Genomic DNA, 15,247 nt, shown 5'->3' on the forward strand with positions numbered 1-15,247 from the left:
CCCGCCATGCGGGTTCTGCTGTGGGGTGCCGCGCGGGCGGAGGCAAACCGGTTACGACACGAAACTGGCGGAAGGCGGTGCGGGCGGTGTCACGGAGGTTGTCTTCACCAGGCTTCGGATCATCTGTCTCGACGGCGGGTCATGACAGACAAACAGCGGATGGGCAGTTGGGCCAATTCGTCGACACCATGTTGGATTGTCGCGTCGAAGAACAGGCTATCCCCGGGCGTCATCCGATAGGTGTCAGCCCCGTGACGATATACGATTTCGCCTTGCAGCAGGTAAAGGAAGACCGTGCCCTGATGGCCGGCTGCCGGAAAGACGTCCGTCTCGCAGGTGAGGGAGATCAGCTGGGGCTCGACGACAAGTCCATCGGCGTTGCGGTCTGTATGGCCGAGAGGCTCGCATTGCTGTCTGGCAGCGCTGCTGTTCGGAGCAACCTCGCTACCGGCTTTGACGAAGACGGCAGTACGTTCAGATTCGAAGCGGCTCACCAGCCAGGTAATGGGTACGGCCAAGCCGCGCGATATCGCCTGCAACGTTGTCAGAGAAGGCGAAATGTCCCCGTTCTCGATCTTGGAGAGCATTCCAACCGACAGTTTCGTGGCTGCGGCCAGGTCGGTCACCTTCATGCCGTGCCTGGTTCGAAAGGCGCGGACCTCCCGACCGATTGCGGTATGCAACAGTGGTTCCCTGGCTCGCTTCACTTTGGGATCTGGATCGATGGTTGGGGTTGCGTGAAGCGGGTGATCCGTCATGTGAGCGGATCACCCGATCCCGAGATCAATATCCTCCGCGTCGTGCCGGCATCACCAACGTCTTGGTCAGAGCGTAGTGAAGGATCGCTGCCACGAGACAGGCAGGAACGGACGCGCTGATCCAGACGAATGGACCATGCGCGGCAAGCGACTGGGGATCGAACAACGCGTAGTAGACGATGCCCCCGCCTGCCAGAGCCAGGAACGAAGCCGGATTGATGCCGCGCCAGAAGGCGTAGTCGGAATCGGCACCGTCGTTGAAGACGTCGCACTGCTTGATCCGGCCTCTGCGCAGGACCAGGTAGTCCATCGCCGTCACGCCGGAGAGCGGTGCAAATCCGAGTGCGGTCCAGGCGAGGAACTTGAAGAAGTTGTCGTAGATCTGGCCCGGGAAGAAGGCGATGACGATCACCGGAACAAACAATGCGCCGGTCAGCAAGCCCCAGGGCAGGGCTTCGAAGTAGCGTCCGCCTGCCTGCCGCATCGCCAGGCACATGCCGTAGAAGATGCTGACGATGGCGGTGATGTTTGCCAGTCCGACGAACAGCAGCGCGGTCACGCCGACAAAGGCTCCGCCCAGCGGGATCATCCAGGCAGTCGGGTCATGCGATCCCAGGCTCAGGGCGGCAAACAAGCCGACCAGTTCACCGAGAACGGCGGCCGCGAAGATACCGATGAGATTGGGCCACAGCGCGGCGCGCGGCGTGCGGGTGAAGCGCGAAATGTTGCCCAGTACCGGCCACCATCCGAAGCCGGCGGCAAGATTGAACTCGACGGCGATCATGAAATTGAGCCGGCGGTCGTCGAATGGCGCGAGCGGAGCGGCGTTTGCGATGTCGCTCCAGCTCTTATGACTGAAAATGAGGAACAGGATGCCGAAGCAGAGGATGAGCTTGCCCGGCCCGACGAAGCGGTTGAGCCATTTGACGGCAGTTGGCCCTTTCCAGAGCAGAAGCCATGAGATGGTGATCGCCAGGATGGCAAGGAACGTCACGCCGAGATCGTTTTCGCCGATTTGCGTGCCGCCGACCTGGTTCATGACGCCACTGATCGCTCGCCCGAACATGATCGACAGGATTGCCGACCAGCCGACGCCGTAGATGGCAAGGAAAAATCCGACCAGGATCAGGATGCCGACAGGCCCGAAGACGCTGCGCATCAGCGTGAATTGCTCGATACCGAACTTCCCGGTCGAGATGCAGACGCTGACGGCCATGATCGAAACGCCGATGACGTTGCCGATGATGATGGCGTAGATGCCGTCGCGGGCTCCGACGACAAGGGCCGTGCTGCCGCCGAGCAGGAACGCCCATGTGGCGATGGCAAGGCCGATATTGATCCAGGAATGATCTAGGAAGCCGAGTTCCCGCTCTTCCTTGAGCACGGGGAGCGTGCCGAAGGCAGCACTCGCGCCGGTGAATTTTGGTGCGGCGGCCATCAGTTGCCTCCGCTCCACATGGCGAGCGCGACAATCAAGATGGCTGCCGTCGTGGCGAACCAGATTCCGAGATCCCGGCCCGATATATCCGCACGCGCTGGATCCCCGTAACTCGGATCCGCAACGATGTTCAGTCGCCGGTTTAGTTCCCGACGCATTTCATTGTCTGGATTTTCTGAAGCGATAGTCATTTCATCCTCCTCCAAAGATTAAATGAACACCTATCCGGGCGTTGATTGTCCTCCAAAGTCCCGGTTCGGCATCGTCTTGTTGTCCTGGCAGTCCGGAATCGCCGCGGCACCCATGCGAGCGAGGGCGCGCCCGATCGATCTGTTCGTTTGAGGCTGGGTGGCGTGCAAGCGGGGTTCTCCTGTCTGATCGACCCCCAAGGTTCCGTCGGATGCGCGGCGCGCCTCTCACCGTGTTTGAGGCCGCCACCCATCACGCTGTTACGTTGCGGCAGTTTGATTGTTGTGTCAAACAATTTTCCTGACAGGCATGTAAAAACATTAGGGAATTTGCATGTATATGAGCGAAAACAATGTGCCGTCGACCACACTCAGGCGAGCCGACGAAATACAGGAATCAAAATCAACAATGCAATTAAATTAGATATTTCAGTGCGTTAATCGTTGTCGGCAGGTGCTTGTGTTTCTCCCGATGAGGTTGCTGATGACCGCGTATGGCACGAACCAATTTCTCGCGAAGTCGCCAAGGGAGTTCAAAATGCGTGTTGACAGCGGTGTCAAAGCTACGTAGCGTCAAGCTCGAAAGTGCAGTCGAGTACCCAGTGCCCTCGACATCTGAAGCGGCAGCCTGGCCGTACTTCAGGTGCTGAACCGACGCAGTCGCGTCGCGCTTCTCCGGCAATGCTCAAAGTCAGGAAGTCATCGATGGAATCCGCCGCTCTCATTCACCTTGAAGATCGCGTGAAATCGGTCAAACGGGCCAAAAATCGCCTCTACCGCAATCCTGGGGTTCGGGCGGAGTCGTTGTTGGAAGCGGCGCTCGAATGCTTTGCCGAAGAAGATTTTGAGAGTGTAACAATTCCGCTTATTGCCAAGAAGCTTGGCGTCGCTCATTCGCTTATCTATTATTACTTCAAGAACAAAGACTCGCTCTACCAGTCCTCCGTGCTTCACGCGCTTGATCGACTGATGACCAACTATGGCGAGGTGGTCGCGCGGCATGAGAGCCCGACCGCGTTGCTGAGCGCCTATCTGGACCTCAATGTCGAGATGTCGGAGACGCTGCGCAGCCTCGTGCGCATCATGTTCGTCAATGCCGGAGGCGCCAAGGACGCAGGCCCCAAGTTCATCGATAGCTTCGTCGAGGACTTCTACGAGTCCGAAAAGAGGGTTCTCGCCGATTGCATCCGCAAGGGCGTCGAGGTGGGCATGTTTGCCTGCCCGGACCCCGATGAGATGGCGGCATTCATCTCGCGCAACATCGACGGCATCTACTTCGGCAGTTTCATGCCGCATGGCGCGCCGATCCCCGCAGCGATGCGGTACCTCAAGGAGGTGGTCTGGGGACTGCTGCACTATGCCGGCGATCCTTCAGCCAAAAGCCCTTCCACAACCAAGAGCGGGAGATAGCCATGTGCCAGGTATGCGGCTGCGGGCCTGAGAACATTCGTATTGATGGCAAGAGCGGTGGGGATGGCCACGAGCACCTGCATGCCCATCACCATCATGGCGATCATCATCATCACCATGATGGGCACCATCACCACGACCACGATGACGGACATCATCACCGCGGCGCCCACGGTCACGTTCATGGCGACGACGGCATGCATGAGCACCAGCATTCCGTTGCTGGTGGCGCCGGCGGTGATCTGCATTTCGGCAAGGATGCCGCCAAGACCCATGTTCCGGGCATGAGCCAGAAGCGGCTGGTGCAGATCGAGCAGGAGATCCTGGCCAAGAACGGCATGTTTGCCGACGGCGTCCGCGACGAACTGTGCGGGCATGGCGTGCTTGCGCTCAACCTGATCGCCAGCCCCGGGGCGGGCAAGACCACTTTGCTGGTCGAGACCTTGCAGCGGTTGAAGGGCACCTTCCCGACCTGGGTGATCGAGGGCGATCAGGAGACGACCAACGATGCCGATCGCATTCGTGCGACGGACACCCAGGCGGTGCAGATCAATACCGGCAAGGGCTGCCACTTGGACGCAGACATGATCAAGCGTGCGCTTGAATCGCTCTCGCTGCAGCAGGGCGGCGTCCTGTTCATCGAAAACGTCGGCAACCTTGCCTGCCCGGCCGGCTTCGACCTTGGCGAAGCCCACAAGGTGGTCATTCTGTCTGTCACCGAAGGCGACGACAAGCCGGTCAAATATCCCGAGGCGTTCGCCGCGGCCGACCTTCTGGTCATCTCGAAGTCGGACCTGGCACCCTACTGCGATTTCGACATCGAGGCCTGCGTTGCCCGTGCCCGCGAAGTCAACCCGGCGATCGAAAGCATCGTCGTGTCGGCGCGCGATGGCACCGGGATGACGGAATGGCTGAAGTGGATCGTCCGGGCCCGCCAGCAGCAGCTGCAGGACCTCGCGCGAGACCTGCAGGCGCGGGTGGAGTCCATCCGCAACACGCTCCACGCCTGAGGTGGCGCCATGCACGAACTCACCATCGCCTCAAGCCTGATCGACCTCGCCAGCGATCACGCCGCGCGCAACGGCCGCGCCCGGGTCACCGGAATGCATGTGCGTCTCGGCGTCATGTGCGGCATCGCCCGCTCGCTCTATTTCTGCTTCGGCCCGGCAACGCGCGGCACGCTCTGCGAAGGCGCCAAGCTGCACATCGAGGAAGTGCCGCTGACCATATTCTGCGAGCACTGCGCCGAGGCGCGTTCGCCGCTCTCTCTTTCCAATCTTCGCTGCACGGACTGCGGGAGGCCTTCGCGCAAGGTGCTGTCTGGGCGCGAGATGGAACTGACCCACATCGAGCTTGAGGAAGAAGCTCCACATCCGGCGTTGGCCCCGGTTGGGCAAACACTTCAGTAGTTACCTGTTGGGAGGAACAGCATGCTTGATCGAAAAGCAGACATAGCCAAGTGGCAATTCACGCCACATCAACATCGTGGCCCCGCCGAGCAGTTCGGCGAGAATGACCACATCTACTCTCCGAAGCTGCATAACGGCTCGTTCAAATCCAGGGGGCTCGCCACCTTCATGGGCGCGCCCTATTGCCCGCCGGATCGCCACAAGATCCGCGAAATGGGTGCCAAGATCTGCTTCCTGGCCGTTCCATGGGACCAGGGCCAGATCGTGCGCGCCGGCGCCTCGCAAGGCGCTTCGGGGCTGCGCGAAGCGACGACGCAGTATTTTCCCTACATGTTCGAATACGACGTCGACCTGCTGAGTTTTTTCCGTGTCGTCGACTGCGGCGACGTGCCGACGGTGCCGGGCAACAACATCAAGTCGCAGGAATACACCACCGACTACGTCACCGAGTGCCTCGAAGGCGGCGCCAAGGTGATCCTGTTCGGCGGCGATCACTCCCTGCCGATCCCCGGCGCTAAGGCGCTGTCGAAATTTACCGGCAGCGGCAAGATGGGCTACCTGCATGTCGACAGCCACCTCGACGCCGGACCCGACTGGGCCGGCAACCTGATCACCAACTGCTCGGGCACGCCGCGCGCGCTCGACCTGCCCAACTGCAACGCCAGGAACATGGCGCATATGGGCTCGCGCAACGGCCTCAATCCCAAGGACTGGTGGGACTTCTACGTCGACAACGAGATCCGTGTCGTCACCATGCCCGAGATGATCGAGCGCGGACTGGAAGTGTGCGCCAACGAGATCTTCGAACGGGTGAAGAAGGACGCAGATACGCTCTATTTCACCTGGGATACGGACTCGATCGACATGAGCTGCATGCCCGGCTCTACCTCGCCGGAATGCTATGGCCTCAAGGGGCGGGAAGCGATCCAGTTCGCGCGCATCGCCGGCCGCCACGGCTGCGACATTCTCGATGTCGTCGAGCTTTGCCCGTATTTCGACTCCAGCCAGATCAGCGCCAAGATGACGGTCAACATGATCTACCACTATCTCGGCTCGCGTGCCCAAACTCTGCGCCAGCAGGGCAAGCAACCGTAAGAATTCTCAGGGAGGAGATTAAGTCATGAACCCAGCAAAATCCTACGCCCACCTGTTCTCGCCGCTTGGCGGCGATGCCGGAGACAACTACCGCGCGCCAGGCCTGATCACGTTCCTGCGTTCGGCCCACGTGCCGCTGAATGCCGAAGCGCTCAGGGCCTGCGGTGCCAAATACGCCTTTGTCGGCGTGCCTTTCGACGAAGGCAATGTCGGCAAGCCCGGATCGGAAGACGGCCCGCGCGAGTTCCGCCTCGTTTCGCAGGAGTACTTCTCCTACTGGTTCGAATACAATGTCGATCTGCATGGCAAGGCTGTCGATTGCGGCGACGTTTCGATGCCGAAGGTCAGCCCCGAGGTGGCTCATGAGCGCATCTATCGTGCGGTCCGCGAAGTCCTGAAGTCCGGTCTCACGCCAATCATCTGCGGCGGCGACCGCTCGATTTCGATTGCGGCGGCACGCGCTCTTTCCGATCATATCGGTGCCTCCAAGAAGATGGGCTACATGCATTTCAGCGCCCAGCTCGACATGGCCGACAGCTGGGCCGGCGAGCGCAATCTCGCCCCGTGCGCCATGGCTCGCATCACCGAACTGCCCAATCTCGACATCAGGAATGTCGCGCATCTGGGCGCTCGCAATGCCATGAACCCCAAGGACCATGTCGACCTGTCGAAGGAGCGGGGTCTGCAATATGACTCGATGTTCGACCTGTTTGACGGCGGCATCTATCCGCTGGTCGAGCGCTCGATCGAGCGGGTCTGGGGCGATACCGACGCGCAGTATCTCAGCTTCAATTTCAACGTCATGGATTCGTCGGCGGCACCCGGCGTCACCTCGACGGAACCAGGCGGCATCGAGTCGCGTGAGATGATGCGCATCGCTGACATGATCGCAAAGCGCGGCAGTGTCAGCGTCATCGATCTCACCGAGCTATGCCCGATCTTCGACATCAGCGGTACGGCGGCCCGCCTGGCGGCGTGCGTCATCATGCGCCTGATGGCGTCATTGGCGGCGCAAAATGGCGACGTCATCGATGCCAGCTTGCGCCGCACCGATCTGGTCGCCGCAGAGTAAAAGACAACCATTTGGACAGGCCGGCTGCGGCCGGCCACAGGAGTTGATGGTGAACACGACAACGAACACAACAAAGGTCACGCGGTTCGCTGCAGCGGTTGCCGTTGCATATGCCGCGTCGACGATGCCGAGCTACGCGCATTTTCTACCCGAGGCCGGTGGTCTCGGCGCTGGGCTATCTCACCCGCTCTCCGGGCTTGATCACATCCTGGCCATGGCGGGGGTAGGCATCTGGGCCGGGCAGAATGCAGACAATGAGCCGGTGTTTCGCTGGCTGCCGCTCGGCTTCGTCATCGGAATGATCGCCGGCGCGGTCTTTGGCATGACCGGACTGTCGCTTCCCTTTGTCGAACTGGGTATTGCCGGCTCGGTGGTGTTGCTGGGCGCGATCGTTGCGCTGGGCAGCCGCGTGCCATTCGGCGCGGCCTTTGCGATGACGGTTGCCTTCGGCGGCCTGCACGGTTTCGCCCACGGCCAGGAATTGCCGATTGCCAGCAATGCCTTCCTCTATGGGCTGGGGTTTGTCGCTTCGACAGTTGTGCTGCATGCGCTGGGCTTCTCGCTTGCCAGCTTCGTCGCCCGCTTGTCCTGGCGCAACGCGCTCAAGGTGGGCGGTGGCGGCATCGCCGCCGCAGGCGTTGTGCTGGCAGCCGGCCTGGCCGGCTGATCGGGTCGAACCAGGCGATTGGCGGAGTCGGCGCCCAGCCGCCTCCGCCCGGCCTGAGCGTTGGAGGGCGCTCAGGCCCATCGCTTCGGCCACACGGCTGAAACCTCCGTATCCTGATCTGTCGCATTCTCTGCGAAGCGACGAACGAATGAGCTCCCTGGCGCGCGAAGCGACGCCGGCACGAAACCTGTTTGCCAAAATGACCGGAGGAACAAGATGACTTTGAGCTGGCGCTTTACCGCCCTCGGCGACCGCCATCGCGCACTGGGCTCCAATCTCGAGGATTGGAGCGGCATGGGAACTGCCTGGACCTACGACGCCGATCCGTTTGACCAGCACGTCGCGATCCGCACCAAGGCCGGGCTGATGGACGTCTCGGGATTGCGGAAGATGCACCTGATCGGGCCGCACGCAATTGCGATCCTCGAGTACATCACGACGCGCAGCGTGGCCAAGATTCAGCCGGGCCGTTCGGTCTATGCCGCGATCCTCAACGAGCGCGGCCACCTGACCGATGATTGCGTGCTCTATCGCAATGGACCCAATTCCTGGATGCTGGTCAGCGGAACCGGCACCGCGCATGAAGAGATCATCAAGCAGGCGGCCGGGCGCAATTGTGCCGTGCTGTTCGACGATGATCTTCACGATCTATCGCTGCAGGGGCCGGTGGCGGTCGATTTCCTGGCCAAGCATGTGCCCGGAATCCGCGACCTCAATTATTTCCACCACATCCACACGACGCTGTTCGGCGCCCCGGTGACGATCTCACGCACCGGTTACACCGGCGAACGTGGCTACGAGATTTTCGTGCGCGGCCAGGATGCGCGCCTTGTCTGGGATACGATCCTTTCCGAAGGCAAGGATATGGGCATCATCCCATGCTGCTTCAGCACGCTCGACCTGCTGCGCGTCGAGAGCTACCTGCTGTTTTATCCCTACGACAATTCGCAGATGTACCCGATCCCGGGCCAGCCCGTCGGCGACAGCCTGTGGGAACTCGGCCTCGATTTCACTGTTTCGCCTGGCAAGACCGGCTTCCGCGGCGCGGAAGAGCACTACCGCCAGAAGGGCAACGAGCGCTTCAAGATCTTCGGCATGCTGATCGAGGGCGACCAGATGGCCGATCTCGGCGACGAGGTCTGGGCCGACGGCAAGAAGGTCGGCGTCATCACCTGCCCGTCCTATTCGAAGCTGACCAGGCGATCGATGGCGATCGCCCGTCTCGATGTGCCTTATGCCAGGCAAGGCGTGAAGCTGGAAGTCCGCGGCAAGTCGCTGAGGGCCAACGCAGTTGCCCACACGCTGACCTTTGACGATCCGGAAAAGAAAAAGCGGACCGCAAAGGGGTAATATCCGAAGTAGCGGGGGATCGATCAGCCTGATGCCGGCAACGCTGGCAATCTCGGGCGGGTCTCCCCTGCGGACGGAGTGACGGTCCTGATACGTAATGCTGTTCAGGCGCGTTGCCTTTCTTCGGCCGGCAGGATATTTCTATGGCACCGGAAACAGTGGCGTTTCCCAAATCTCCCCAAGCAGAATCTGTCCGGCTCACGCTGATGACCGGAGTACTTTGTTTCGACCTGCTCAATAGGTGGCATAGATCGCATGGCAAATGTCGACTGGCGTATTGGCGTCTTGTTTTCCAGCAGCGGGGTCACTGCTGCGGCCGAGATGGCGGAAGCGAACGCGACACGCCTGGCAACAGAAGAGATCAACGCAGCAGGCGGCGTTCGAGGGCGACTGATCAAGCCTGTTTTTTATGACCCGGAATGTTCTGCCAAGAAGTACCAGGAACTGGCCGTTCGCCTTCTCGCCGAGGATGGCATCAAGATCATTTTCGGATGCTATATGTCATCGGCGAGAAAAGCCGTCCTTCCGGAAATAGAATCCTACCGGGGACTGCTGTTCTACCCAACTTTCTACGAGGGGTTCGAGTACTCGACACGCTGTTTCTATACGGGTTCGTCATCCAACCAGAATGCGGTCCAGCTCGCGCGGTATCTGATAGAGAATTACGGCAAGCGCTTCCTCCTGGTCGGCTCGAATTATGTGTTCCCCTATGAGTACAATCGTGTCGTCATGGATCTCGTGACGAGGGCCAACGGGACCATTCTCGACGAGATCTATGTCCCTGTCGAAGCCAACCGCAAGGATTTCGACCGGGTCATCAAGCAGATCAAGAAGCTGAAGCCGGACATCGTGGTGTCGACGGTCGTCGGCACCGGCGCGGTCATGCTCTACGAGGCCTACAAGGACGCCGGCTTCGACGCCGAAACCATGCCGATCGCCAGCCTGACGACAACCGAAGCCGAAGTTGCCGAGATGGCGCCCGAGGTTGCAGCCGGGCATCTGACTTCGGCGTCGTTCTTCGAAACTCTGGACACGCCACAGGCGCAGCGGTTTGTTTCCGCCTACAAGAAACGTTTTGGCCCCAATGCTCCTGTCACGGCAGGTGCCGAGGCCGCCTATTTCCAGGTACATCTCTACGCCAAGGCTCTGGAACTGGCCGGCACGGATGAGCCGGAGGCTTTGGCCAAACACTTGGCCGGGCTGGAATTCGATGCACCGCAAGGCCGCATACGGATTGACCCCGACAATCATCATACGGAACTCTGGTCGCGGATTGGGCGGGTCAATTCGGAAGGCAAGTTCGACGTCATCTGGCAATCCGAAACGAGAGTCAGGCCGGATCCTTACTTTGTCACCGCGTCATTTGATGATTGGATGAACAAGCCACATCAACTGAAACGCAAAGCATAGCGGATCGTTTTCGGTGCCAACCAGGATACTCCAGGACCTGAAAGGCTTGCGCGTTCAAGTCATCCATCCGCCAGATCCGGAGGGATTGGCGTTGGTCGAGCACCTACGGCGTATTGGCTGCAGCTGTGAAACAACGTGGCCGCTGCCCGATGCGATAAGCCCGACCGCGGTGGTGGTCCTGGTCTCGATCGAGCAGGAGAACCGGGAAAAGATCCTGCGCCTGTTTCGCCCGGTGCAGCCGTCCGACCCCGCCCTGGTGGCGGTGGTCACTTACGAAGACCCAAGTACACTTCAGGTGGTCCTGGAGTGCGGTGCGCTGGCAGTCATCGAGCGGCCGATCCGCCCATTTGGTTTGCTGACCAATCTGACGATCGCGCGCGCTCTTTGGCTCGAACGGCAGAATGCGGGCAAGCGAATCCGCAAGCTCGAGCGAAAGCTGGCCGGAAACAACCGGATCCTGCGGGCCAAGAGTATTCTGATGGAAACACAAGGGCTTACCGAGCATGACGCCTACGAAAACATTCGTCGGCAGGCGATGGCAAAGCGCGTTCCGATGGACGATCTGGCGAGTGCGATCATCAACGCACATGAGCTATTGACCTTCAAAGAGATGCGTGACTAGAATGAAAAATAATTGACGCCGGGTGAAGCCTGAGCGTCGATACGGTGCGGGACAAGGTCGTCAGCACCGACAGGCTGTGTAGCCCGCAAAACTCCTGAACGGAGTTGGCGGGTTTTTTTGTTTTCGGCTGTTCCCGACAGGGCTGTTGGCAGCCGTTGGTCCAGATTGCAGCGATTACCGACGCTCATTGGCTAGCGCGTGCGAACGCGTGCGCGGCATTGCTTTGGCCAAATTTCGGCTGTCCAAAAAGGGGAGGGCATCTGCGTTTTGATCGTAACGTCAAATAATAAAAACGAAGAAGCTAAGTACACTCCTCCAAAGTTTGAGTGAAATTGTTAAATGTATTTTTGCAGAAAAAGGAGAGCGAAAAAGGATACTGAATAAAAGTTTATGATCACATCGTTCTAGTACACGTTCTGCACGGCCGCGAATGGGGCGGCTTCCTAAAAATGAATCGCACATAGAGGCGAACAGGAGGAACAATGAAGAACCAAGATCGACGTACGTTTCTTAAAGCATCGGGTCTTGCGGCTGTCGGACTGGCAGCTCCGGCAATCCTGCGACTCGGGGGCAAAGCCTGGGCGGCAAATGAGATTCCTGTCGGCATCATGTATTCGCTGACGGGCACCACGGCGATCGTCGAGAAATCGATGAACCAGTGCGCCCAGATGGCGATTGCCGAAATCAACGCCAGGGGTGGCGTTCTTGGCCGCCAGCTGCGTGCAATCATCGAAGACCCTGCATCCGAGCCGCGCATATACAGCGAAAAGGCGCGCAAGCTCACGATCGAGGACCAGGTTCCGGTGATCTTCGGCTGTTACACCACAGCCAGCCGCAAGGCTGTGCTGCCGGTGGTGGAGCGGCGCAAGGGACTGCTGGTCTGGCCGACCTGGTACGAGGGCGAGGAGTGTTCCAAAAACGTGCTCTACGCCGGCTCGGCAGTGCCCAACCAGCAGCTGGAAAATTCCCTGCCGTGGCTGAAAAAGAGCCTCGGCAAGAACAAGGTCTTCATCGTCGGCTCCGACTATGCCTTTCCCCGCGGGATGGCAAAGACCTCGAAGACGATCTGCGAAAGAATCGGCATGGAGGTTGTCGGCGACGAGTACCTCCCGCTCGGGCATACCGAATGGGCGTCGATGGTATCAAAGATCGGCTCGAGCGGCGCAGACGTCATCTTCTCCAACGTCGTGGGCGACTCCATCGTTGCCTTCTACCGGGAACTGCGCAACCAGGGCTACGATTTCGACAAGCTCCCCTTGTGTTCTTCGACGACAACCGAAGTCGAGATCAAGGCGATGGGTCCTGAATACGCGCTGGGAAGCTACGTTTCGCTACCCTATTTCCAGACCGTCGACACGCCGCAGAACAAGGTTTTCGTCGAGGCATTCAAGGCCTATGCCGGAGCTGACGCTGTGACCCACGCGGCGATGGAGGCGGTGTATATCGGCGTCAACATGTGGGCAATGGCAGCAGAAAAGGCCGGCGATCTCGCGCCGGAGGCCATTGTTGCCAGTGTTGGTGGCCTGTCCTTCGACGCGCCGCAGGGCAAGGTCACGGTCGATCCCGACAACCTGCACAGCTACCTGACGCCGCGCATCGGCAAGACCCGTGCCGACGGCCTGCTCGACGTTGTCGATCAGTACGCCGAGCCGCTTGTGCCGCTGCCTTACTCGAGCGTCGGCGAGACGGCAGAGAAGCGGGTCTGCGCGACAAGCGGGGCGACGCTCTAGTCCCCGATCAGCCAGCTTTGCCGGCGCGGATGCTCGCGCCGGCACGATCCCTCGACAGACGCGGATGAAAGCGGCATGGAAACATTTGTCATTGGCTTGAGTATCGCATCGATACTTTTCATGGTCGCCCTTGGCCTGGCGATTATCTACGGCACCATGAACGTCATCAATCTGGCCCATGGCGAGATGGTGATGATCGGGGCCTACACCACGGTCCTGGCGACCAAGCACCTTGGCTTCAACATCTATCTCTGCCTGCCGCTGGCGTTTCTGGTGACGGCGACCTTTGGGCTGATCATCGAGCGAACTGTCGTTCGCAGGCTCTACGGGCGGCTGCTCGATACCTTGCTGGCGACATGGGGCATCGCGCTCATACTGCAGCAGCTCATCCGCATTCACTTTGGGCTCGGGCTCTTCGGCATCGAGATCGACGGCCTCGGCTCGGACCTTCAGAACGTCCCGGTTCCCGCGGAACTGCAGCAGGCCATACGTGTTTTCGGCGCCAACATACCGGTCTATCGGGCCTTCGTGTTCGTGGCCGCCCTGGCACTGGGCGCCATCAGTTGGTTGCTGATCTTCAAGACGCGTTTCGGCAGCCAGCTTCGGGCCGTTTCGGTTGCCAGGAATACAGCGGCCGCCTGCGGTATCAACGACAAGCGCGTCAATATGCTGGCGTTTGCCTATGGCTCCGGACTTGCGGGCATTGCGGGCGTGCTGGTGTCGGGTTTCAAGACCGTGTCACCCGACATGGGAACGCCTTATGTCGTCGACGCCTTTCTCGTTGTCGTCGCCGGCGGCGTTGGCCATCTGCTCGGCACCATGGCCTCGGCAGGCATTCTCGGCGAAGTCCAGAGCTTCGTCGCCACCTGGGCAAACGACGTCTACGGGCGAACGGTCCTGTTCACCGTCGTGATCCTTATTCTCCTCTTCAAGCCTCAGGGCCTCTTCGTCACCAAGAGCCGCTGAGCTTGGCTGCAACATGGACGAGCGCATGACATACCGCACCGCTTCCATAGTCGCATACGTAGTGTTCTTCGCCGTTGTGCTTGCGCTTCCGCTCGTGCTCAACAGCTTCTGGACCAACCGCGTCGCGATCTACCTTGTCTATTCGATCTGCGCGATCGGCATCAGCATGTCGTGGGGTTATGCCGGCATCCTCAGCCTCGGCCAGGGACTTTTTTTCGGCATGGGCTCTTACATGCTGGCGATGTCGCTGACCCTGGCCGTGCCGGAAAACAATCCGGTACCGCAACTCATGCTTCTCAACATGGAGCCGGATGCTGTCCGCGATCTGTGTTGCGTCACCACCGGATCGTTCCTGTGGATTCCGTTTCGATCCATCACGGTCGGCATGATTGCTGGGATCGTCGTGCCGTGCATTTTGGCTGCCGCGATCGGCTACGTCATGTTCAAGCGACGGACGACCGGCGTCTACGTCAGCATCATCACGCTGGCCTTCGCCTTGATCGGGCAGTTGCTGATCATCAACAACCAGCCGCTCACCGGCGGCTTCAACGGCCTCGCCAACCTTGCGCTGCTGAATATTGGCGGCTTTGAATTCGACCCTTATGGCCCGAGTGCCTACTACACCGTCGCGCTCACGCTCCTCGCGGTGATCCTCCTGGCACGCTACATGCTGTCAGGGCGGATAGGTCAGATACTCAAGGCCATTCGCGAGGACGAAGCGCGTGCCCGCTACCTCGGCTACGACGTCGAGAACTACAAGCTCTTCATCTTCTGCGTTTCGGCCGGTGTCGCCGGCCTGGCGGGAATGCTGTTCACCCTGACTTCCGAGTTCGCCACGCCGTCACTGATGGCGACGTCATTGAGCATCTCGATGGTGATCTGGGCTGCGACAGGTGGCCGTGCATCGCTGCTCGGTGCTTGTATTGGCGCTCTGATCGTCAATTTCGTCGGCTCCCTGGCCAGCGAAAGCGCGACCTTTCAGCCGGTCTGGCCGATCATATTGGGTCTGCTTTTTGTCTTCGTCGTCCTGTTCATGCCGAACGGGATTGCCGGGATATTCAAGGCTTTGGTCGACCGCTCCGGCAAGGCCGAGCGCTTCGCCGAAGCCGAACTGTCCGCAAGGGAGGCATGA

Annotated in this window: 16 protein-coding genes; 12 read left to right on the forward strand and 4 right to left on the reverse strand. The window is 60.0% G+C overall.

The annotated features are described in order from the left end of the window. Positions 1-119: 119 nt before the first annotated feature. Genes WHT83_RS11195 through WHT83_RS11205 form a run of 3 tightly spaced genes read right to left on the reverse strand, consistent with a single transcriptional unit; the run spans position 120 to position 2,387 of the window. Positions 120-758 carry a helix-turn-helix domain-containing protein gene (locus tag WHT83_RS11195; protein ID WP_406873810.1) on the reverse strand — a complete coding sequence of 213 codons (639 nt, stop codon included), beginning with the start codon at positions 756-758 and terminating at the stop codon, positions 120-122. A gap of 25 nt (positions 759-783) precedes the next feature. Continuing rightward, positions 784-2,196 (reverse strand): purine-cytosine permease family protein, encoded by a 1,413-nt coding sequence (locus tag WHT83_RS11200; RefSeq protein ID WP_406873811.1) that lies wholly within the window; start codon positions 2,194-2,196, stop codon positions 784-786. Continuing rightward, complete coding sequence (locus WHT83_RS11205; protein ID WP_108679465.1) at positions 2,196-2,387, reverse strand: hypothetical protein; 192 nt, start codon at positions 2,385-2,387, stop codon at positions 2,196-2,198. Before WHT83_RS11205 ends, WHT83_RS11200 begins: the two co-directional genes overlap by 1 nt. A 702-nt stretch (positions 2,388-3,089) precedes the next feature. On the opposite strand from WHT83_RS11205, the gene WHT83_RS11210 reads away from it, so the two are divergent. Further along, positions 3,090-3,794 (forward strand): TetR/AcrR family transcriptional regulator, encoded by a 705-nt coding sequence (locus WHT83_RS11210; protein ID WP_406873812.1) that lies wholly within the window; start codon positions 3,090-3,092, stop codon positions 3,792-3,794. Here the strand turns inward: WHT83_RS11210 and WHT83_RS11215 are convergent. Beyond that, positions 3,740-3,997 carry a hypothetical protein gene (locus tag WHT83_RS11215; RefSeq protein WP_246389647.1) on the reverse strand — a complete coding sequence of 86 codons (258 nt, stop codon included), beginning with the start codon at positions 3,995-3,997 and terminating at the stop codon, positions 3,740-3,742. The two genes, WHT83_RS11210 and WHT83_RS11215, sit on opposite strands and share 55 nt — an antisense overlap. Here WHT83_RS11215 and hypB point away from each other — a divergent pair. The 11 genes from hypB (at position 3,992) to urtC (ending at position 15,247) form a co-directional block, all read left to right on the forward strand. After that, on the forward strand, positions 3,992-4,804 hold the full coding sequence (gene hypB, locus WHT83_RS11220; RefSeq protein WP_406873813.1) for a hydrogenase nickel incorporation protein HypB: 813 nt from the start codon (positions 3,992-3,994) through the stop codon (positions 4,802-4,804). The two genes, WHT83_RS11215 and hypB, sit on opposite strands and share 6 nt — an antisense overlap. Before the next feature lie 9 nt (positions 4,805-4,813). After that, positions 4,814-5,203, forward strand: coding sequence for a hydrogenase maturation nickel metallochaperone HypA (locus WHT83_RS11225; RefSeq protein WP_183263615.1), 390 nt, complete (start codon positions 4,814-4,816; stop codon positions 5,201-5,203). Between the two features lie 21 nt (positions 5,204-5,224). Next, complete coding sequence (locus WHT83_RS11230; protein ID WP_108608919.1) at positions 5,225-6,298, forward strand: agmatinase family protein; 1,074 nt, start codon at positions 5,225-5,227, stop codon at positions 6,296-6,298. Between the two features lie 25 nt (positions 6,299-6,323). Then, positions 6,324-7,370, forward strand: a complete 1,047-nt coding sequence (locus tag WHT83_RS11235; protein ID WP_406873814.1) for an arginase family protein — start codon at positions 6,324-6,326, stop codon at positions 7,368-7,370. 49 nt (positions 7,371-7,419) lie between these two features. Continuing rightward, positions 7,420-8,037, forward strand: coding sequence for a HupE/UreJ family protein (locus WHT83_RS11240; protein WP_406873815.1), 618 nt, complete (start codon positions 7,420-7,422; stop codon positions 8,035-8,037). A gap of 216 nt (positions 8,038-8,253) precedes the next feature. Beyond that, on the forward strand, positions 8,254-9,387 hold the full coding sequence (locus tag WHT83_RS11245; protein ID WP_406873816.1) for an aminomethyltransferase family protein: 1,134 nt from the start codon (positions 8,254-8,256) through the stop codon (positions 9,385-9,387). Positions 9,388-9,642: 255 nt separating this feature from the next. Further along, positions 9,643-10,797: a transporter substrate-binding domain-containing protein gene (locus WHT83_RS11250; RefSeq protein WP_406873817.1), complete on the forward strand. Its 1,155-nt coding sequence runs from the start codon at positions 9,643-9,645 to the stop codon at positions 10,795-10,797. 13 nt (positions 10,798-10,810) lie between these two features. Further along, positions 10,811-11,419, forward strand: coding sequence for an ANTAR domain-containing response regulator (locus WHT83_RS11255; RefSeq protein ID WP_108608914.1), 609 nt, complete (start codon positions 10,811-10,813; stop codon positions 11,417-11,419). 482 nt (positions 11,420-11,901) lie between these two features. After that, the gene (locus WHT83_RS11260; RefSeq protein WP_108608913.1) at positions 11,902-13,149 is read left to right on the forward strand and encodes a transporter substrate-binding domain-containing protein; all 1,248 of its coding nucleotides are present in this window, start codon (positions 11,902-11,904) and stop codon (positions 13,147-13,149) included. Between the two features lie 75 nt (positions 13,150-13,224). Beyond that, positions 13,225-14,115, forward strand: coding sequence for an urea ABC transporter permease subunit UrtB (gene urtB, locus WHT83_RS11265; protein WP_108608912.1), 891 nt, complete (start codon positions 13,225-13,227; stop codon positions 14,113-14,115). Between the two features lie 25 nt (positions 14,116-14,140). Continuing rightward, positions 14,141-15,247 (forward strand): urea ABC transporter permease subunit UrtC, encoded by a 1,107-nt coding sequence (urtC, locus tag WHT83_RS11270; protein WP_406873818.1) that lies wholly within the window; start codon positions 14,141-14,143, stop codon positions 15,245-15,247.

The organism is Aminobacter sp. P9b (assembly GCF_045345995.1).
Taxonomy (GTDB): Bacteria; Pseudomonadota; Alphaproteobacteria; order Rhizobiales; family Rhizobiaceae; genus Aminobacter; species Aminobacter niigataensis.

Coding starts and splice junctions, on each gene's coding strand:
- urtB (WP_108608912.1), top strand. CDS start 13,225: ATGGAAACATTTGTCATTGGCTTGAGTATCGCATCGATACTTTTCATG.
- urtC (WP_406873818.1), top strand. CDS start 14,141: ATGACATACCGCACCGCTTCCATAGTCGCATACGTAGTGTTCTTCGCC.
- WHT83_RS11230 (WP_108608919.1), top strand. CDS start 5,225: ATGCTTGATCGAAAAGCAGACATAGCCAAGTGGCAATTCACGCCACAT.
- WHT83_RS11250 (WP_406873817.1), top strand. CDS start 9,643: ATGGCAAATGTCGACTGGCGTATTGGCGTCTTGTTTTCCAGCAGCGGG.
- WHT83_RS11245 (WP_406873816.1), top strand. CDS start 8,254: ATGACTTTGAGCTGGCGCTTTACCGCCCTCGGCGACCGCCATCGCGCA.
- WHT83_RS11200 (WP_406873811.1), bottom strand. CDS start 2,196: ATGGCCGCCGCACCAAAATTCACCGGCGCGAGTGCTGCCTTCGGCACG.
- WHT83_RS11260 (WP_108608913.1), top strand. CDS start 11,902: ATGAAGAACCAAGATCGACGTACGTTTCTTAAAGCATCGGGTCTTGCG.
- WHT83_RS11235 (WP_406873814.1), top strand. CDS start 6,324: ATGAACCCAGCAAAATCCTACGCCCACCTGTTCTCGCCGCTTGGCGGC.
- hypB (WP_406873813.1), top strand. CDS start 3,992: ATGCATGAGCACCAGCATTCCGTTGCTGGTGGCGCCGGCGGTGATCTG.
- WHT83_RS11215 (WP_246389647.1), bottom strand. CDS start 3,997: ATGCATGCCGTCGTCGCCATGAACGTGACCGTGGGCGCCGCGGTGATG.
- WHT83_RS11195 (WP_406873810.1), bottom strand. CDS start 758: ATGACGGATCACCCGCTTCACGCAACCCCAACCATCGATCCAGATCCC.
- WHT83_RS11225 (WP_183263615.1), top strand. CDS start 4,814: ATGCACGAACTCACCATCGCCTCAAGCCTGATCGACCTCGCCAGCGAT.
- WHT83_RS11205 (WP_108679465.1), bottom strand. CDS start 2,387: ATGACTATCGCTTCAGAAAATCCAGACAATGAAATGCGTCGGGAACTA.
- WHT83_RS11210 (WP_406873812.1), top strand. CDS start 3,090: ATGGAATCCGCCGCTCTCATTCACCTTGAAGATCGCGTGAAATCGGTC.